Origin of the sequence: Stenotrophomonas sp. CFBP8980 (genome assembly GCF_034046095.1) — a bacterium.
GTDB lineage: Bacteria > Pseudomonadota > Gammaproteobacteria > Xanthomonadales > Xanthomonadaceae > Stenotrophomonas > Stenotrophomonas lacuserhaii.
The window spans coordinates 20,945-38,586 of sequence record NZ_JAXCXF010000005.1 but is presented as its reverse complement, the minus strand read 5'-3'; the positions used below and the strand labels follow the sequence as shown (position 1 = coordinate 38,586).

Here is a 17,642-nt window from a genome sequence, read left to right as displayed (position 1 = left end):
ACTGCCACTCCATTGACTGAAAGGGGCGCGCTCCGCTGCGCCTCGCCGAGTTTGCCACACGGTGTCGAGCAAGCTCGACACTACGTTGCCGCCGCCTGCGTTAGAACGGAGACCGACATCACACGAAGGTTTCCCACCGATGGGCATGTTGGTTGACGGCCAATGGCAGACGGGTACCGCAGGCGGTGCCGGCGAAGACGGGCACTTCCATCGCGAAGAATCCACCTTCCGCCGCTGGCTCACTGCGGACGGCGGCTGCGCCCCGAACGGACAACCGGTGCTGATCGCCGAACCCGAGCGATTCCGGCTGTACGTCAGCCTGGCCTGCCCATGGGCCCATCGCACGCTGATCGTGCGTGCGCTGAAAGGGCTGGAACCGCTGATCCCGCTGTCCATCGTGAACTGGCATATGGGCGACAACGGCTGGAACTTCGCGCCGGGCCCCTTGGTGACGCCCGATCCCGAGCGCGGCGCGCAGTACCTGCATCAGCTGTATCAGGCCGCCAAGCCCGGCATGACCGGAAAGGCGACCGTGCCTGTGCTGTGGGACCGCACGGAGGGGGAGATCGTCAGCAATGAATCAGGCGACATCATCCGCATGTTCAACGACGCCTACGATCACCTGGGCGCACGACCGGGCAACTACTACCCGGCGGCGTTGCGGCAGGAGATCGATCGCATCAACCAGCGTGTCTACGAGACGCTCAACAACGGCGTGTACCAGGCCGGCTTCGCCGCAACGCAGGAAGCCTATGACGAAGCCATCGGGCCCCTGTTCGAGACGCTGGAGTGGCTGGATGGTTTGTTGACGGACCAGCAATGGCTGGTCGGCGGGGTGATGACCGAGGCGGATATCCGGCTGTTCACCACGCTGATCCGCTTCGACCCGGTCTATTACGTGCACTTCAAATGCAACGTCAAGCGCATCGCCGACTACCCCGGCCTGCACGCGTTCGTGCAACGGATGATGGCCATCCCGGAGGTGGAGGGCACGGTCAATTTCGAGCACATCAAGCACCACTACTACGGCAGCCACAAACACATCAATCCGTCCGGGATCGTGCCGGCAGGGCCTGCTGTTGCTTATTGATGAGGGGACGGAAGGGGTCAGAGTCCTTTTCCTGCGGAAAAGGACTCTGACCCCGCGGACGCGGAGTTTCTCGAGCTGCTGACAATGCCCGCCCCAACCTGAACAGGGGCCGGTTCATGTCCGGGTACGCAATGTTCCGGCAATCTTCGGCGACGAGATTGAACCGTGCGGGGACAGCACAACGCCCGCTTCCCGCAACTGATCACCTGTCCTGTTGGAGGATTTGACGATGCTTACCTCAACCGCTTCCGTATTCCGTGGCTTGGCCCTGGCATTGGCACTCACCGCCGGCGTTACCGTCGCCAGCGAAGCCGACGCCATGTCGCGCAAGGACAAGAACACTGCGATCGGTGCAGTGGTCGGTGGTGTCGCAGGTCACGTCCTGTCCAATGGTGATCCGTTGATGACCGTAGGCGGTGCGGTGGCCGGCGGTGCGATCGGCAACGTGACCACCAAGGATCGCCGCGACAACCGCAATTATCGCTACGACCGTGATCGTCGCTATGACCGCGACTACCGCTACGAGCGCAGCAGCCGTCACGACCGTCGCGATGACCGCCGTCATTGGAACAACGGCCGTCGTGGTAATGACCGCCATCATGGTGGTTGGCGCTGAGTTGATTCCGGATCGGGTTGACGGCCAGCGGCCGTCACTACCGGGCCAGCGCGTCCTGCAGGACGCACTCGCAGGCGCGCGCCCGGGCCCGAACGGATGATCACGCTCGCGCTGATAGCAATGCGATCCGTGAATGCCTAGCATCGGGAACCTCCTTTCCCCATGCGAGCGGACCATGACCCGGACCTTCAAGATTGCTGTCATCCCCGGCGATGGCATTGGCCAGGAGGTCATGCCCGAGGGCCTGCGTGTGCTGGAAGCCGCTGCACGCCGCTTCCAGCTGGACCTGCAGTTCACCCACATCGACTGGGCCAGCTGCGATTACTACCAGCAGCACGGGCAGATGATGCCCGACGACTGGAAAGTGCAGTTGCAGGACATGGATGCGATCTTCTTCGGCGCGGTCGGCTGGCCGGACACGGTGCCGGACCACGTCTCGTTGTGGGGTTCGCTGCTGAAATTCCGTCGCGAGTTCGACCAGTACATCAACCTGCGGCCGGTACGTCTGTTTGAAGGTGTGCCGTGCCCGCTGGCAGGGCGCAAGCCGGGCGATATCGATTTCCTGGTGGTGCGCGAAAACACCGAAGGCGAGTACACCAACCTGGGCGGCATCATGTACGCCGGCACCGAGCGCGAGATCGTCATCCAGGAAACGGTGATGAGCCGCCACGGGGCCGACCGCGTGCTGAAGTACGCCTATGAACTGGCGCAGTCGCGTGCGCGCCGGCACCTGACCGTGGCGACCAAGAGCAATGGCATCGCTATCAGCATGCCGTGGTGGGATGGCCGCGCGGATGCGGTCGGCGCGGTCTATCCGGAGGTCACCGTCGACAAGCAGCACATCGACATTCTCACCGCGCGTTTCGTGCTGCAGCCGCAGCGCTTCGACGTGGTGGTGGCGAGCAACCTGTTCGGCGACATCCTGTCCGACCTGGGCCCGGCCTGCACCGGCACGATCGGCCTGGCGCCATCAGCCAACATCAATCCGGAGCGCGATTTCCCGTCGCTGTTCGAGCCCGTGCATGGCTCGGCACCGGACATCTTCGGGCAGGGTATCGCCAACCCGATCGCGATGATCTGGTCGGGCGCGCTGATGCTGAAGTTCCTCGGCTGCGAGGAGGCGCACGACGCCATCATGGCGGCGATCGAGGGCGTGCTGGCGCAGGGGCCGTTGACGCCGGATCTGGGCGGCAACGCGACTACGACGCAGCTGGGTGAGGCGGTGGCAAGGGCGGTGACAGGCTAGGGATGGTCTGAACAAGTCAACCGCTATCTTGGATTCGAGAGCCTAGCGCGGCCCGCGACCGAGAATCAGCCGGATATCGACGACAATCGACTCTTGAAGGTGCCCTTGGGCACCTCCAGCCGGATTTATCCCCGGGGCCGATACGAACTGCTGCGGGTCATCCACAGTTTGGGCAACGCGAACAGCGTCAGCACCTGCGCGCCGTTCTTGGCCAGCCCGCGATAACGGACCTTGGTGTAACCAAAGTGGCGCTTGATCACCCGGAAGGGGTGCTCCACCTTCGCACGCAAGCTGGCTTTGCAGCTCTCCCAGCGCTCGTGCTGCCGGCGGTCCCGCGCGTTCTTGATCGCCTTCACTTTGCCTCGCTTCCTGGCGATCAAGAACGCCGCCTTGGCGTCCTGTAGCTCTGGTCGCGAGTCCGCCCCGGTATAGCCACTGTCGCCCAGCACGCAGTCCTCGTTGCCGTGCAGAAGTTCGTGCGTGACCGTGACGTCACCTACGTTGGCAGACGTGGATTTCACATGGTGCACAAGGCCGGAAAACTCATCCACGCCGATGTGTGCCTTCATGCCGAAGTACCACTGATTGCCCTTTCTGGTCTGGTGCATTTCCGGATCACGCGCCTTGTCGGCGTTCTTGGTCGAGCTGGGCGCATGAATGATCGTGGCATCCACGATCGTGCCCGCACGCAGGCTCAAGCCCTGATGCTGCGGGTGTGCATTGACCGCCTCCAGCATCTTGGCGCCCAGCCCATGGGTCTCCAGCAACCGACGGAAGTTGACGATCGTGGTCTCGTCAGGAATGCGCTCCAGACTGTTGATGCCGGCAAATCGGCGCATCACCGCTGTGTCATACAGCGCTTCTTCCATCGACGGGTCGCTCAGCGCGTACCACTGCTGCAGGAAGTGGATGCGCAGCATGGTTGCCAGCGGATACGGCTGACGTCCGCGGCGGCCTGCAACCGGATAGTGTGGCTCGATCAGTGCCAGCAGTCGCTTCCAAGGCACCACCTGATCCATCTCGTTGAGGAACAGCTCGCGGCGCGTCTTCTTACGCTGGCCCAGGCCTTCGGCATCACCGAATGTCAGCTGCATGGAGGGTCCTTCAACGTGGTCTGATGGACCTCAAGCTTGCCGGCCAGCGGCCGGCACTATCATCGGATTTCGCGCAGATTTGTCCAGACCATCGCTAAACCACATTGCTATGTTCATGAACACGCGGCCTCCTCGTACACTGAAATGGAAAACACCAGCCCACATGATTGACGCAGAAATCACCCACTATAAATAACGTATTGCACTTGCCTCTTGAGGCCGCCCTGCATGTCGCAATTCGCGCTTGACAACGCTCTTCAGCCCCTTGTAGATTCAGATCTCCAACGAAGATGCAAACGACGGACGCAAACGTTGAAAGTGGTTGGGTATTTTGATCTTATGGAATCTTGATTCGGCATGGATTGCTGTCAGTCGTTGATCGCGATCTTTGCCTCGCACGGAAGTGAGGATGATGGACAGAAAAAGAATCTTGCTGATGTCGGAAGCCCTCGATTTCCACGGCCGGGCGGTCCTTTGGGGGTTGCGTCAGCTAAACCAAAGCGTTGACTGGTGGGATAGAACACTGACCCCGGTGCGTGACGAGGTAACTGTCACTCTGACTTCGTGCGGCGATAGTTCGCTGGCCGTTGATGGCACTTCATTGACGCTCGACGAAGGTGCCTACAAATCGATATGGAATCGCCGGGGGCAACAGCCTACCGTTGACCCCGAGCTCTGCGACTCGGACAAGACATTGGCCAGGCACGAAGCCAAGTTTCTGCTTGAGGGTGTGGTCGCATGCATCGAAGACAGAAATCGAGGCGCGATGGCGGTCAATAGCGTCCGTACAAAGACCATTGCCAACTCCAAGCTGCACCAGCTGGTTACGGCGGCGCGGGCTGGATTCACAATCCCCGAAACGATTTTTTCCAACAGCCCCAAGAAAATAAGGGGCTTCGCCGCCACCGCCGGTCAAGGCGTGATCGTAAAAATGCATATTCCTTACAGCTGGCGTGATGCCAGTGGGAATGTCCATATCTCAGGCACCATGCCGATCTCCGATGAGGATCTGAAGTCCGATAGATCGCTCAAAAGCGCGCCGATGATCTTTCAGCACAAGCTGAAGTCCCACTCGGAACTGCGTGTGGTGGTTTTTGGCAGGACGGCACTGGCGATCTCTCAATCACGGCCCGTCAACAGCAAGGGCTTTGTGGACCTTCGATGGGAGGAGGAGGTCGTAGCCACGGAATATGACGTACCTCCTATTCTGAAGGGCATGTGCCTTCGATTCATGGCAGCGGTAGGAATCAATTACGCCGCATTCGATATCCTCGTGGATGAGGACGGAGGCTACACCTTTCTGGAGGCCAATGAGGCGGGTCAATTCCTCTTCCTCGAAGAACAGGTGCCCTCGCTGCCCATGTTGGATGCATTCTGCCAGTATCTGGCAAGTGGATCTCCGGACTTTGAATATCGCGCTGGATCAGGCCTAACCTTGGCACAGTACATGGCTACTGATGACGCGACCGATTGCCGTGAGCTAATCGCGAGGCACTGGCGCGAGTCCGATAAGTTCAGTCCCTTCGAGCTCGCCGAGTAGCTTGGGGATAAGTACACAGGGAGAGCATTAGCTTTCTTCGTGTAAGCGGGGCACCACGCCCCTTTTTTCACTAAAAGGAGTAGACAATGGAAATGGAAAGCAAGAAGCAGGAGCCGCGGGTACTGGCACGTGAAGTCGCACGTCAGCTGACCCCGGCTGAGCTGCTGCAGGCAGCTGGTGCAGGCGGCAAGTCGACGATGGCAAGCACCTGTACTGGCTCGGATCGCAATCCTTGCGATCTGGACTGGCTGCAGCAATAAGACGTAGGCCATATGAGTCCAGCGGCCGCTTACTTCTTGGGCGGCCGCCTTGAACCGGAGCGCCAATGAGCCCCTCACTTACAGCCAGATTGATTGCTCCTAGTCTTGCACTGTCCATGCTCCTATCCATTGGCGCATCATCAGCAGAGGGGACCGTTGACACAAGTCCAGCCCAGAAAATTCTCCTTCTGGGTAACAGTATTCTCTACGCGGGAAATGTCCCCGCAACCTTGTCCAATCTGTCCAGGCGATCCGGGGTTACACTCGACGTGAGCATGTACGCCCAGCCCGGCGCTAAAGTGTCCGACATCGTCAATGACGACCATGCAATGGAGCTTCTGCGTTCCGGACATTTTGACGCGGTGGTTTTCCATGATCAGGGAGGAAACTCCGCATGCGCTTCCGAACCGGTACTCAGCAATGAATGCGTGAGGATAGTTGGAGATCATCGGACGATCACTGAAGCCATTCGAAAGGGCGGGGCGACGCCTTATCTGCTCGGGACTTATCAGAAGTCTATGGAGGCCAGCACACGGATCGAAGCCGCTGAATCAAGGATTGCGAGGGAACTTGATATCGTGCACATCCCGGTAAGCGCAAAATGGCATGAGGGGATGAAGGATCTTCCCGACTCTGCCTGGCTTGCTGCAGATGGCATGCACCCCGGCGGTGCCCTGACGGCACTGATGGCCATCGAGATCCTGGTGGCCACTACAGGTCGCTGTCCATCCCAGATTGCTGCCGATAGCGAAGCAACCCAAGGAGTTCCCGTGGAGCAGCGTGAGAAGAAGCTTTACGTTGCAAACGCGAACCGCGATGCACCCGGCGCAAAAATCTCTGCAGAAGAAATGCGCAAGCTTACGGTAATTGCAAAACCATCGTGTACAGCAGGAGGTGGCTGAGAATGTTGGTAGAAAAGCATCAGTTCATTGACGGTCTTGCGGAAAAAGGTTCGTCCCTCAATTGTCCGTTCTGCAGCAATAGTGACTGGAATCTACTCATTGATGAGCCCGTTGATATGGCTAATCAGCAGCTGCTCAACTTCACCTTGGTAGCCCCAAACCGCCTCGGTGAGGTTACCCAGACATCCGCCGTATCAATGGTCTGCAAGAATTGTGGATTTCTGAGGCAACACTCCCTTTCTGTCTTCTAGAAGATTCTCCACGCGATAGCATTGTCAAGGACGCGGCTACCAATAACATCATGATCAAGTGCCCTGAATTTCTGCCGAACCACCTTGCCGAGGAACTTGTCAAGGAGACACTCCAAGCCAAACTGCTGGTAACCAATCAGTTGCTGATTGGAACAGCGCATAGTGTCGAGTTGATAAGGCAGCGCGTGGGTTCCGTCCTCGGTCAGGATGTGGTGTTCTTCAAGGCCTTCCTGTTCCTGCTAACCGAGACGACATACGAAGGGGTTCGAGTTGATGATGGGGAAGGGTGGCACAACGATGCCAGCTGCAATGACGTCAATGGAGAGTGTATCAACGTATGGATTCCGCTCTATTGCAGTGGTCAATCGAGCGGCGTAAGGGTCGCTACACGTCGTGACAATGAATGGCTCTACTCAGCGCTGCCCCAGGCTGGTGCACGGCTGGATGTGCTCACAAAGGCAAGGCGTCCCGATCTCTTCGAGGGGGATGGCAGCGACGATCTGCTGGTCATTGATGCTGCGAACGGAGCAGGAATATCGCTGAAAGTTTCGGACCTTATTTTGCAGACGGCGGTTGGGTTGTCTGTTGGCGACGCCGTGATATTTAGTCAACGTGATCTGCATCAAGGTATCCACGGTGATGGCGTCCGAATTCAACTTACACTTAAGTTCGTTGTCGACAGCAATGCGGCCATTGCCGAGGAGACAGCCTCGTCGACTTCAATAAAGCCGACATTGAGCAAACATGGCGTCTTGGAGCGACAGCTGATGCGCGAGTTGCTTGGTCTCCAGGCGGTTCATCTCCGTGAGAGCGGTAGAGTGCTCCCCGCGCCCATAAGCTTCCATGAAGCCTGAAGCAGTCTTCATCACAGGATATCTCCGACTGCAGATTCGATCTCGCGATCAGTTGGGCGCACTGATCAATACCTCGCCGTGGGCGAAGTATGAGTGATCTTTTTCGCAAGGAGGTTGCCTCACGGCAGGCTTCGCGTCTGGAGGGTGAGATTCGCCTACGAATTGCGCCCGGATTCGCGGTGGTGACTCTATTTTTGGGGCTGGGGTTGATCGTTTCCTTGATCACCATAAGTCTCTCCAGCTATGCGAAGAAGGCCACCGCATCCGGAGTGGTGCTGCCGTCGTCGGGACTTACAGTGATTCGAGCGCCCAGTGCTGGACAAGTCCAAAATCTGATGTTCGCACAGGGCGACCGTGTGCAGGCCGGAGAGGCGCTCTTGGTGCTCGGTCAGAAGCGCTTTCTTCCCCAAGGCGAGGACACAGAGCAGGGCATGATCCAGGCGCTGCAGAGTCGTGTCGAGAGAATAGACGCTTCAATGCGGGGTGAGAACGCGCGAAATATGTCTGAAATGGAAGCGCTTCGCGAGCGATTGGTAATTCTTGACCAGCGCGCCAGGACATCGGCTCAGAAGATCGGGCTTCTTCGCGAGCGCTCAAGTAATCAGGAAGCGCTCATTGCGAAGTATGAGGAGTTGATCGACGATCGATACGTCTCTGAAGCAGCGCTGGTCCAGCAACGGGACAGTCTATTGTCTCTCAAGGAAGAGCTTATTACTCACCAGCTGGCGTCCCACCAGTTGGCCGAAGAGCGGGTCGACGTTCTCCAGAGGTTGCGTGATGCGCCGCTGCTATTCTCTACCAATAGTGAGCGACTACAGCAACAGCGTGACCAGCTCTCGGACAGTTTGTTAGCGGTCAGGCTGAGAAGCGCCATGCAAATCCGATCGCCGATCAAGGGGACGGTCAGTGCGGTGCTGGCAGTGGAGACCGACTACGTGGAGCAAGGCCAACCGCTGGTTCATATGTACAGCGACGATTCGGATTTTGAGGCGGTGTTGTACGCGCCTAGCGCGTCAATAGGTACGGTGGCCGTGGGGCAAACTGTCAACGTCCGATTCGCGGCGTTCCCCCATGAGAAATACGGCTTCGCCCGAGGGACCGTGACAGGGATAAGTAGGTCGGTGCTGAGGGAGGAGGATCGACCCGAGATCGAGGGCGTGACGGGTCCCGCATACCAAGTGAAGGTGCGCCTCCCAGACCGAGAGGTGTCGCTAAGCGGGCGTCGATACCCGCTCAGGCCCGGAATGATCGTGAAGGCAGAGATCGAAGTCGATCGAAGAACGCTGATTGAGTGGATCTTCGCCCCATTCAGGCGACTAGGTAGTGCCGGCTAACGGATGCGAATGTGGTAAAGACAGGTATCTTCAATCGTCGTGATCTCCCCGTGCTTTTGCAGGGCGAATCCACGGAGTGTGGGCTCGCATGTGTTGCCATGGTTGCCGGTTACTATGGAAAGCGCTACGACATGCCCCAACTGAGGGAAAGTTTCCCTCCATCTTCCAGTGGGAGCACCCTGCTTGACCTCATACGCATTGCCGATGCGCTGGAGCTGTCGAGTCGCGCGGTCAAGGTGGCGCTTGAGGATCTCGATAGGCTTGCTACGCCTGCAGTCCTGCACTGGAACATGAATCACTTCGTTGTCCTGCAGCGCGTCTCAGGTGGGCGGGTACTCATCGTGGACCCTGCGCGAGGTAGCCTCTGGCTTACGATTTCTGAGGTGTCCCAGAGTTACACCGGGGTCGCGCTGGAAATGTCCCCAGTGGCAGGCTTCACTCGTACAGACGAAAGAAGGATAGTGAACTTCTCGACCCTGTGGTCTGGAATTACTGGATTCAAGCGATCTGTCTCGGTACTTCTTGCACTGACATTGTTGATGGAGGCTTTTGTGCTCGCCGCGCCGTACTATCAGCAATTGGTGGTCGATGAAGTTCTGGTGGCGGGAGATCCCGGGTTACTAAAAGTGATCGCATTCGGATTCTCACTCATTCTCGTGTTCGAGGTGGTGGCGATGACGACGCGGAAGTTCGTGCTACTCAGCTTCAACGGGTCTCTGAGCATACAGATGGGAGCAAACGTCTTCCGTCATCTGATCCGTCTTCCGTTGAGCTATTTCAATCGCCGAAGCATGGGTGACGTGGTTACGCGATTCGGATCAATCAATAATATCCGTGAGGTCCTTACGCTGGGCTTGATCGAATCACTGATCGACAGCTTGATGGTGGTGGCGGTGCTCGCGATGCTCTTGGTGTACAGCCTGAAGCTGACCGCAGTGATGGTTGTTGCAGCTTTGGCCTACGTACTGGTTCGGACAATACTGCTCGAACCGGTTCGTGAAGCCTCCCGCCTGGAGCTAGAATCGCGGGCAAGTGAGAGCTCTGCCTTCATGGAGTCTGTCCGTGGGATGCAGACGATCAAACTGTTCAGCGCCGAGGCGCTTAGGGAGTCGATGTGGCGGAACTTGTACATAAGCGTGACCAACAGGATCGTGCGTCTTGGGGTCCTTGAGGCGATAAGCAGTGGCTTCAATCGGGCTATTTTTGGCCTAGGCACCATCGCGACGGTTTATGTGGCGGCAGGCGAGGTGATTTCTGGTACATTCACGATTGGTATGCTCTTGGCATTTCTTGCCTACGCTTTGATATTTGTGGCCAAGATATCGAAGCTAGTGGATATGTATATAAAGTTCAAAATGGTTTCACTACATCTCGAGCGTTTGAGTGACATCGTCTTGACTGAGCGAGAGGACAGGGTGATCGGTAGCGGCACGGCGGCATTAAAAGGGGCAATATCCCTCAAGAATGTGTCTTTCTCCTACGGCCCTGAGCGTGAGAGCGTCGTCGATAATCTTTCGTTCAGCATTGCAGCCGGCGAGTCGGTCGCCTTGATCGGTAGGTCGGGCTGTGGAAAGACGACCATTATGAAGCTAATGCTGGGTTTGATAGCGCCGCAGCGCGGGGAGCTGATCGTGGATGGCGTACCGATGACAAGACTGAATATCTCCAGCTATCGTGATCAGGTCGGTTCTGTCATGCAGGACGACACGCTTTTTGCAGGGTCGATCCGGGATAACATTGCCTTCTTCGAAACCGAAGTTGATATTGAAAGGGTCTACGAGTGCGCGAGGATGTCGAAGATCTATGACTACGTTTCTGCGCTTCCCATGGGTTTCAACAGCTTGGTGGGGGATATGGGGACGAGCCTTTCAGGCGGACAAAAACAGCGCATTCTGCTTGCCCGCGCTCTGTACCGTCGCCCGCACATTCTTTTCCTTGACGAGGCAACAAGCCATCTGGACGTATCAACCGAGAACGCGATTGGGGAGGCGATTGCCGCGCTTAGTATCACGCGGATCATCATCGCGCATCGGCAAGAGACCATAGACAAGGCTGATCGAGTAATCGACGTCAGCGCGCTACGTGATGCTGCTCCGGGGTCGCCATAATGTTCGCAGGACATCTGAGCGAATTGTCCTCGCTGTTGGTTTCATTGGTTGCGGGGACAATGATCTTCGCTTCAGCTCTCAAGCTTGCGTATTGGTCGGATTTCGTTGCCTGGCTGGAATCCATGCAATTTCGGTGGTTGCCTTCTTCGCCTGCTGCTGTCGGCGTGATCGCGGTGGAAGGGCTGGCGGCCGCATTGCTTTTGACTGCCGGCACCGCTGCAAGCGGCTTGGCACTTGCGGCATCCATCGTCCTGCTGATACTTGCGGTCAGATTCCTGACTCGCGAGGTCTCACCCCTGCAATGCGCGTGCTTGGGTAACGCCGGATCGGGCGTCGTCAAGAAGGTGGTGTTTGCAATGGCTGTGCTGGCCACTGCGGCGGTGTCGGCCCTACTTGCCAATGGGATGTTGTGGCCAGGCGTGCTTGATACCGCTCGGATGTCGCCTGTACAAAGTTGTATTGCGATGCTGGTGGGGGCATACATTTTTCGGGACTCGCCCTTGGTTCCCGCTGGCCCTTCTTCCGAGCGGCTCTTGTTGAGCGCAGACGCGCAAGGGATCATCGAAGCGCGGTCCCTGACAGCGCCCGGCGGGCCAACCCTGATCGTTTTCGTGACACCGGGCTGCCAAGGGTGCGCGAAGCTGCTTGAGCTTATACTGGGCATTGAGGCGATGTTGCCAGGGGACTGCCGAACGCTGGTTCATATCGCTGGTTCTCCGCACGGCGGATCTGTCATGGGGGCTCGGCTTGAGATCATCTCCGAAGATGTGACCTTGATGGATGCATTTGCTGTGCGGGCCACTCCGTCGCTGGCGGTTTTGAAGGACGGCGAGTACGCACTTTCGGCAGGCTTGGCGGGATGCATCGCGGCGCTCGGTGGCGTTATTGCAACTGCGTAAGCACGATACTTCATGGCCGAGGAATGGTTTGAAAAAATCTGCGCGAAATTCGATGGTAATGCCGGCCGCTGGCCGGCGAACTTAAGGTCCATGAGATCACGTTGAAGGACTCTCATGCAGCTGATATTCGGTGATCTCGAGGGGCTGGGCCAGCGCAATAAGACGCTCCGCGAACTGTTCCTCAATGAGATGAATCAGGTGGAGCCTTGGGAGCGTCTGCTGGCGCTGATCGAGCCGCACTGCCCTATTGCAGGCCGGCGAGGCCGTCAGCCGTATCGGCGCAATCATGCTGCGCAGGCACTTCCTGCAGTGGTGGTACGCCCTGAGTGACCCTTTGATCGTGGATGCCACGATCATCCACGCGCCAAGCTCGACCAAGACTGCCGACAAGGCGCGTGATCCTGAAATGCATCAGACCGAGATGGGCAATCAGTCGTACTTCGGCATGAACGCACACATCGGCGTGGATGAGGTTTTCGGCGTTGTGCACCAAGTGAAATGCACGGCTTCCATTTTCGGCGACGTCACAGTCACGCACGAACTTCTGCACGGCAAGGAGGACCGCGTGCTAGGCAAAAGTAGCTACACCGGAGCAGATTCGGGGCCGGAGCTTCAGGACTCCAAGGGGCGTTCTTCATCGCCAGGAAGCGAGGAAAAGAAGGCGATCAAGAACGCGTGCGACCGTCGGCAGCGTTGCGAAGCCAGCATGCGAGCGACGGTGGAGCATCCTTTCCGGGTTATCAATCGCCAATTGCGCTACACCATGGTGTGCGATCGCGGCTCGGCCAAGAGCGGCGTGCTGATGCGGTTTGCGCTGTCCAAACTGTGGATGACCCGCCGGCAGTTCGTACCGGCCCGGGGATAAATCCGGCTGGAGGTGCCCAAGGGCACCTTCAAAACCCTACTTTCATCGAAACAAGCCGCAGCAGGTGCTCGCGAAAAGCGCTCGGCTCATGAATCAAGCATTGCGGGTGATCTGCTCAGACCATCCTTAGGACTTGGCGTTTGAGTTCCAACCAAGTCCTATCACCTTGATCATTATTGGTGGCACTGGAGCGGTTGATAGTCCCAGCGCTTCGACGTGGTGGTGGCGAGCAACCTGTTCGGCGACATCCTGTCCGACCTGGGCCCGGCCTGCACCGGTACGATCGGCCTGGCGCCGTCGGCCAACCTCAATCCGGAGCGCGATTTCCCGTCCCTGTTCGAGCCCGTGCGTGGCTCGGCACCGGATATCTTCGGGCAGGGTATCGCCAACCCGATAGCGATGATCTGGTCCGGCGCGCTGATGCTGAAGTTCCTCGGTAGCGAGGAGGCGCACGACGCCATCATGGTGGCGATCGAGGGCGTGCTGGCGCAGGGGCCGTTGACGCCGGATCTGGGCGGCAAGGCGACTACGACGCAGCTGGGTGAGGCGGTGGCAAGGGCGGTGGCAGCCTCCGAGCGCCAGCACGGCTAGATCATCAAGAGAAAGAGAAACAGCAAAGGCGCGGTCACCAGCATGGCGCGAGCGAGATGCAGTCTGGCCCTGAGGCCGAACACGTAATGCCGCTTGGGCATCTCGCGATCCAGAAGCAGCGTTGCGGCAAACAGGGATATTGAAAAATAACCGGCTGCGGGCGCATTCGCGTATTTCCGGTACGAAGGGTCAACGCGATCGACCTCCGCAGCGGCTCGGTCGATTACGAAGAGGTACACGCCCAGGTACACAACCATCGCGAAGAATGCCAGATTCAGATCCATGCGAGCCTCCTGCTCAAAGCGTTCGACGTGGCCAACGCTATAACAGCCTAGCGCGAAGCACGGCCCATCTGGAGCGCCGACAGGCAGGCTGTCCTGCCCGGTCCGAAGGAGAAGGTCACGCGGGACGGGCCGATCACCGTTGCAAGGGAGTAGCTGTCCGCGGGCTGGTCCATCAAGGGGACCCTGGCTGCCTGCAGGGCGGGATAGCGCGCGTGCAACGCAGACAATGGCACGCACGCGCCGGTCAGGTTGAGCGTGAAATAGGTGGTCCGGTCGTGCTCCATCGCCGTGACGGTGCCATTGATGCCGCTGAGCGCTTTGCCGATCCGTATCCGCCCGTTCGATGGATCTGACGCCGCTCTCAGGGTAGTGGAGAAATCGGCGTTGTCCTGTGGCAGCGCGACGGCCAGCGCTTCGGTGAACGCCCACAGGGCGCGCTGATAGTCTACCGATGCGACAGGGGGCGATACCGGGCAGCGCAACCAGGGCGAAGGCGATTGCGGCAATGGCGGTTCCGTGCATCGTGGTTTTCTCGTCGTGTTGCACCTGCCGTGGTGTCGCTGCGGGCGCGGTTCGCACAGGAAACTACAACTTTCCTGATGTACGTCCTGCCCTGGACCATTACCTGAGCCGACCGGCGCTGAGCCTGCCGCCGCTGGACGTGCTGGAAGCCGATCATCTCGTCTACAAGGTGGGCCCGAGCGAACCGCCGTCGGCACCCCAACTGTTGGATGGCCTGTTGATGGCCGGGCGCCAGCTGATCGCCTCCGCCCAGGCCGCGCTGGAGCGCCCATGAGCGGCCCGGCGCCCGCCCACACCGCAGGCCATCGTCGACCCGTTGCAGGCCTGCCTGCAGGACAGCGACGGCGATCCAAAGGTCTTCATTGACGCGCTGGCGGCCATTGCCGAGAACCATGGCCTGGTGACCCTGGCAGCCCAGTGCGGCGGTGTGTCCGCCACGACGCTGCGCCGCCAGCCATGCGGGCATTACCCGACCTCATTGCCGACCGTGATGCGGGTGCTGCGCGTGCTGGGCATCCGCCTGCAGGTGCAGGCGAGGTAGGCGGTTCGGGAATCAGGCCGGAGGCCAGCCATTGCGCGTGGCGAGGTCCCGGTACCAGCTCTTCATTCCACTGTCTTCGGCAGCATATTCCCCATGCGCGCTTCGCCAGATGACCGGTGGACTCTGCTCACGCAGTTTGTTCATGGCGTCGCGCGCGCTGCCGGGACTGAGCGGATCATTCGCCGCCGGGTCCTTGAGCCTTGCATACTCCAACAGGGCATCTTGGGTGAAAACGCCGGCCCCCTGCAGTACACGCGCAAGCATCGCCTGTTGGATCGGCGTCATCGCGCAGTAGGTCGCCGTGTATTCGGCCGCACGCGCGGTTCTGTAGTCCGCCGCTGCCTGATCCAGCCTGTCATGGAACTCGCCCGGCGGGCCGGAGAATGCCGCAGAGGCACGCTGGATCGCGCGGAAGAAAAACTCCGGCTGATGGGCGAATTCGACAAAGGCGTCGTGCAGACGCAGGTTATTGAAGGTCCAGCCAGGTTTCTCCAGCGCGAGCAGCCCGGCAGCGTGATGGACGAACTCCTGGTCAAGCAGTGGAAGCTCGGTGATGTCCGAACCCAGAAAGGGCGCCGCATTCCCGGTGACCAGCCGCAGCAGCTTGTCGCGGTCGGATCCTGACATGATCAGGCCGAACTTCCTGCCGTCCACGTTCAAGGTATCGCGCGCTGATTTCAGCGCGAACATCACCGCCATGGCGCTGTCGCGGGCTATGACGTGCTGGGCTTCATCGATGATCAGCACGATGGGCATGTCCACCACGCGGTGCAGCTCATGCAGTGCATCTGACAGCGCCGCACCTGCGGCCTTGCCCACCGCGCCGAGTTCAAACTCCACGCCTTGGATGCAAACCTTCTGCAGCCCGATGACGGCGGCCGCACGCGCCACCACGCCCTGACGAACCGCCAGCTCCTTGGCCACCACGTGTGCGACCAGCTCAGCCGGATCCGCCTTCTGGTCCTTCCATAGATCAACGTAGATGACACAGACGCCGAGCTCCCTGAGGGCAGGCACCACGTCCCGGTTGATGAACTCGCTCTTCCCCGTCCGGCGGGGCGCTGCAAGGAACAGGCTCGGTTGGGAGAACAGACTGCGCCCAAGCACGGCCGTGGCCAGATCCATGGCGAGTTTTGGTCTGGGGAAATGCAGGCCCATGTATTTACGGTCCGCTTTTGCTCCGATCGTAACTTACGCAGGGTATGGGATGAAGGCAAGCTTATTGCTGCCAGCGTTAGGTAAAAGCTATTGATAAGTATGAATTAAGATGCCGTTTTCTAGAGCGCGTAAGTTACGACACCTAAAAATGTGACCGCCGTCATGGCCGTCACGACTGTCTAAATCGCTTAACAGGTCTCCCGGTATGCTCCATGCACCCGCGCGCCGCCGTAGGCGCGCGAACGACCGATCAGGAGGATCCGTTGTCTCAATCACGCTCTCTCGCGCTGCTGGCGCTCTCGCTGGGCTTGGCCCTTACCGCGTGCAAACCGACCCAGCCGACGACGCCGGCAGGAACAGAGCCGGCCGCCCCGGCACCGGCAACCACTGCGGCAACCACCGCACCCACGGCGCCAACTGACGCCGCCACGCAGTGCCCGCATGCCGACTTCAATACCTTCCTGGCGCATTTCGGCAACGACATCGCCCTGCAGGAGAAGTCCGTCGCCGACCCGCTGCTCACCGAATCCATCGATGCCAACGCCCAGCCCGAGCCGGCCAAGGTGACCAGGCAGGTGCCATTGGCGGAGGTGGAGTGGCCGGTGATTCCGGACCCGGCGGCGCTGTCGCGCCAAGGCCGCGAACTGCAGGTCACACCGCAGGCCGATGGCAGCGTGCAGGTGCTCATCCGCAAGCCGAACACCAGCGACCAGCAGATCTATACGTTCGCGCAGAAGCCGTGCTGGCAGCTGCAGAGCGTGGACGATCAATCGATCTGATGCCATTGGCGGCAGGGCCTGTTGACAGGCCCTGTCGCCGCTTCCCGGAGCACGACGCATGACGTCAAAGTTTGTCGCCCCTGCCCTGATGCTTTTGTTGGCCGCCTGCAGCGATCCGGCGGCTGAACCGTCCACGCCGGCCGCACCGGCTGCACCCGTTGCAGGTGCCACCGCTGCTCGCCCGGCGGCACCCGCCGCTGCTTCCACAACCCCCTCCACCCAGCAGGACGACACAGGAATGCACATCGAATGCCAGGGAACCCGCCTGACCGTGGCGGGGCTGCCTGACCAGGGCAATGACGCCCCGCCGCAGACGCGGCTGGATATTGAAAAGGACGGCCAGCGCCGCACCTTGGACAAGCCGGCCGAGATGACCGACTACACCGCCGTGGGCCTGGCCTGCGTGCAGGACAAGGACAACACGCCGTATTTCGTCGTGCAGTACGGCGAGCTGCCGTTCGGTTGCCAGTTCTGCGAATGGTTCTACCTGTATGACGCCGACGGCAAGCAGCTGACCCACAGCAACCCGCCGCTGCGTGGCGAGGCGCCCTCGCAGGAACCCAACAATGACGAGTATGAGCAGTGGTTGGCCAAGCTCGGCGTGACCCATCCGGAGGTGACCTACTTCAAACCCTGAAAGTGATAGGAAGCACGCTGCACCGTTACACCTGGAGCAACACCCCTTAAGGAAATTCCCTTTTTCATAGA

General features: G+C 59.4%; 19 protein-coding genes and 1 pseudogene. 16 read left to right on the top strand and 4 right to left on the bottom strand.

The annotated features are described in order from the left end of the window. The first annotated feature begins 139 nt into the window (after nt 1-139). The 3 genes from SOM47_RS11945 to SOM47_RS11935 all read left to right on the top strand — a co-directional run bounded on the left by SOM47_RS11945 (nt 140) and on the right by SOM47_RS11935 (nt 2,952). Nucleotides 140-1,090 carry a glutathione S-transferase family protein gene (locus SOM47_RS11945; protein WP_320505686.1) on the top strand — a complete coding sequence of 317 codons (951 nt, stop codon included), beginning with the start codon at nt 140-142 and terminating at the stop codon, nt 1,088-1,090. Nucleotides 1,091-1,319: 229 nt separating this feature from the next. Beyond that, nucleotides 1,320-1,706, top strand: a complete 387-nt coding sequence (locus SOM47_RS11940) for a glycine zipper 2TM domain-containing protein (protein WP_042613238.1) — start codon at nt 1,320-1,322, stop codon at nt 1,704-1,706. Between the two features lie 175 nt (nt 1,707-1,881). Further along, complete coding sequence (locus SOM47_RS11935; protein ID WP_320505685.1) at nt 1,882-2,952, top strand: tartrate dehydrogenase; 1,071 nt, start codon at nt 1,882-1,884, stop codon at nt 2,950-2,952. Nucleotides 2,953-3,077: 125 nt separating this feature from the next. Here the strand turns inward: SOM47_RS11935 and SOM47_RS11930 are convergent, their stop codons facing one another. Further along, the gene (locus tag SOM47_RS11930; protein WP_320505684.1) at nt 3,078-4,046 is read right to left on the bottom strand and encodes an IS5 family transposase; all 969 of its coding nucleotides are present in this window, start codon (nt 4,044-4,046) and stop codon (nt 3,078-3,080) included. Nucleotides 4,047-4,482: 436 nt separating this feature from the next. Here SOM47_RS11930 and SOM47_RS11925 point away from each other — a divergent pair, with 436 nt between their 5' ends. The 9 genes and pseudogenes from SOM47_RS11925 to SOM47_RS11885 all read left to right on the top strand — a co-directional run bounded on the left by SOM47_RS11925 (nt 4,483) and on the right by SOM47_RS11885 (nt 13,650). After that, nucleotides 4,483-5,586: an MvdC/MvdD family ATP grasp protein gene (locus SOM47_RS11925; RefSeq protein ID WP_320505683.1), complete on the top strand. Its 1,104-nt coding sequence runs from the start codon at nt 4,483-4,485 to the stop codon at nt 5,584-5,586. Between the two features lie 86 nt (nt 5,587-5,672). After that, a complete protein-coding gene (locus tag SOM47_RS11920) occupies nt 5,673-5,846 on the top strand; it encodes a hypothetical protein (protein ID WP_320505682.1) in 174 nt (57 codons plus the stop codon). A gap of 269 nt (nt 5,847-6,115) precedes the next feature. Next, nucleotides 6,116-6,748: an SGNH/GDSL hydrolase family protein gene (locus tag SOM47_RS11915; protein ID WP_320505681.1), complete on the top strand. Its 633-nt coding sequence runs from the start codon at nt 6,116-6,118 to the stop codon at nt 6,746-6,748. A 301-nt stretch (nt 6,749-7,049) separates the two neighbouring features. Further along, complete coding sequence (locus SOM47_RS11910; protein ID WP_320505680.1) at nt 7,050-7,853, top strand: hypothetical protein; 804 nt, start codon at nt 7,050-7,052, stop codon at nt 7,851-7,853. 89 nt (nt 7,854-7,942) lie between these two features. Next, nucleotides 7,943-9,187 (top strand): HlyD family secretion protein, encoded by a 1,245-nt coding sequence (locus SOM47_RS11905; protein ID WP_320505679.1) that lies wholly within the window; start codon nt 7,943-7,945, stop codon nt 9,185-9,187. An 11-nt stretch (nt 9,188-9,198) separates the two neighbouring features. Continuing rightward, nucleotides 9,199-11,295 carry a peptidase domain-containing ABC transporter gene (locus SOM47_RS11900; RefSeq protein ID WP_320505678.1) on the top strand — a complete coding sequence of 699 codons (2,097 nt, stop codon included), beginning with the start codon at nt 9,199-9,201 and terminating at the stop codon, nt 11,293-11,295. Nucleotides 11,296-11,318: 23 nt separating this feature from the next. Next, entirely contained in the window at nt 11,319-12,194 is an 876-nt protein-coding gene (locus tag SOM47_RS11895) for a MauE/DoxX family redox-associated membrane protein (protein ID WP_320505677.1), read from the top strand. 114 nt (nt 12,195-12,308) lie between these two features. Then, a pseudogene (locus tag SOM47_RS11890) lies at nt 12,309-13,059 on the top strand (transposase). 216 nt (nt 13,060-13,275) lie between these two features. Next, nucleotides 13,276-13,650, top strand: coding sequence for an isocitrate/isopropylmalate family dehydrogenase (locus SOM47_RS11885; RefSeq protein WP_320505676.1), 375 nt, complete (start codon nt 13,276-13,278; stop codon nt 13,648-13,650). Here the strand turns inward: SOM47_RS11885 and SOM47_RS11880 are convergent. Together SOM47_RS11880 and SOM47_RS11875 are read right to left on the bottom strand one after the other, a co-directional pair. Beyond that, a complete protein-coding gene (locus SOM47_RS11880; RefSeq protein WP_320505675.1) occupies nt 13,647-13,934 on the bottom strand; it encodes a hypothetical protein in 288 nt (95 codons plus the stop codon). The two genes, SOM47_RS11885 and SOM47_RS11880, sit on opposite strands and share 4 nt — an antisense overlap. Before the next feature lie 47 nt (nt 13,935-13,981). Continuing rightward, nucleotides 13,982-14,440, bottom strand: a complete 459-nt coding sequence (locus SOM47_RS11875; RefSeq protein ID WP_320505674.1) for a hypothetical protein — start codon at nt 14,438-14,440, stop codon at nt 13,982-13,984. On the opposite strand from SOM47_RS11875, the gene SOM47_RS11870 reads away from it, so the two are divergent. Both SOM47_RS11870 and SOM47_RS11865 read left to right on the top strand, forming a co-directional pair. Then, nucleotides 14,440-14,730: a hypothetical protein gene (locus SOM47_RS11870; RefSeq protein ID WP_320505673.1), complete on the top strand. Its 291-nt coding sequence runs from the start codon at nt 14,440-14,442 to the stop codon at nt 14,728-14,730. The two genes, SOM47_RS11875 and SOM47_RS11870, sit on opposite strands and share 1 nt — an antisense overlap. Before the next feature lie 30 nt (nt 14,731-14,760). Further along, the gene (locus tag SOM47_RS11865) at nt 14,761-14,997 is read left to right on the top strand and encodes a helix-turn-helix domain-containing protein (RefSeq protein ID WP_341850247.1); all 237 of its coding nucleotides are present in this window, start codon (nt 14,761-14,763) and stop codon (nt 14,995-14,997) included. A 12-nt stretch (nt 14,998-15,009) separates the two neighbouring features. Here SOM47_RS11865 and SOM47_RS11860 read toward each other — a convergent pair whose 3' ends face one another. Continuing rightward, a complete protein-coding gene (locus SOM47_RS11860) occupies nt 15,010-16,155 on the bottom strand; it encodes an AAA family ATPase (RefSeq protein WP_320505671.1) in 1,146 nt (381 codons plus the stop codon). Nucleotides 16,156-16,418: 263 nt separating this feature from the next. On the opposite strand from SOM47_RS11860, the gene SOM47_RS11855 reads away from it, so the two are divergent. Continuing rightward, nucleotides 16,419-16,934 (top strand): hypothetical protein, encoded by a 516-nt coding sequence (locus SOM47_RS11855; RefSeq protein ID WP_320505670.1) that lies wholly within the window; start codon nt 16,419-16,421, stop codon nt 16,932-16,934. Between the two features lie 58 nt (nt 16,935-16,992). Then, nucleotides 16,993-17,571: a hypothetical protein gene (locus SOM47_RS11850; protein ID WP_320505669.1), complete on the top strand. Its 579-nt coding sequence runs from the start codon at nt 16,993-16,995 to the stop codon at nt 17,569-17,571. Nucleotides 17,572-17,642 lie beyond the last annotated feature (71 nt).

Excerpts from the sequence above, each read along its gene's own strand:
- SOM47_RS11925 (WP_320505683.1), top strand. The coding sequence starts at position 4,483 with ATGTCGGAAGCCCTCGATTTCCACGGCCGGGCGGTCCTTTGGGGGTTG.
- SOM47_RS11920 (WP_320505682.1), top strand. The coding sequence starts at position 5,673 with ATGGAAATGGAAAGCAAGAAGCAGGAGCCGCGGGTACTGGCACGTGAA.
- SOM47_RS11945 (WP_320505686.1), top strand. The coding sequence starts at position 140 with ATGGGCATGTTGGTTGACGGCCAATGGCAGACGGGTACCGCAGGCGGT.
- SOM47_RS11880 (WP_320505675.1), bottom strand. The coding sequence starts at position 13,934 with ATGGATCTGAATCTGGCATTCTTCGCGATGGTTGTGTACCTGGGCGTG.
- SOM47_RS11930 (WP_320505684.1), bottom strand. The coding sequence starts at position 4,046 with ATGCAGCTGACATTCGGTGATGCCGAAGGCCTGGGCCAGCGTAAGAAG.
- SOM47_RS11910 (WP_320505680.1), top strand. The coding sequence starts at position 7,050 with ATGATCAAGTGCCCTGAATTTCTGCCGAACCACCTTGCCGAGGAACTT.
- SOM47_RS11850 (WP_320505669.1), top strand. The coding sequence starts at position 16,993 with ATGACGTCAAAGTTTGTCGCCCCTGCCCTGATGCTTTTGTTGGCCGCC.
- SOM47_RS11935 (WP_320505685.1), top strand. The coding sequence starts at position 1,882 with ATGACCCGGACCTTCAAGATTGCTGTCATCCCCGGCGATGGCATTGGC.
- SOM47_RS11870 (WP_320505673.1), top strand. The coding sequence starts at position 14,440 with ATGGCGGTTCCGTGCATCGTGGTTTTCTCGTCGTGTTGCACCTGCCGT.
- SOM47_RS11905 (WP_320505679.1), top strand. The coding sequence starts at position 7,943 with ATGAGTGATCTTTTTCGCAAGGAGGTTGCCTCACGGCAGGCTTCGCGT.
- SOM47_RS11940 (WP_042613238.1), top strand. The coding sequence starts at position 1,320 with ATGCTTACCTCAACCGCTTCCGTATTCCGTGGCTTGGCCCTGGCATTG.
- SOM47_RS11860 (WP_320505671.1), bottom strand. The coding sequence starts at position 16,155 with ATGGGCCTGCATTTCCCCAGACCAAAACTCGCCATGGATCTGGCCACG.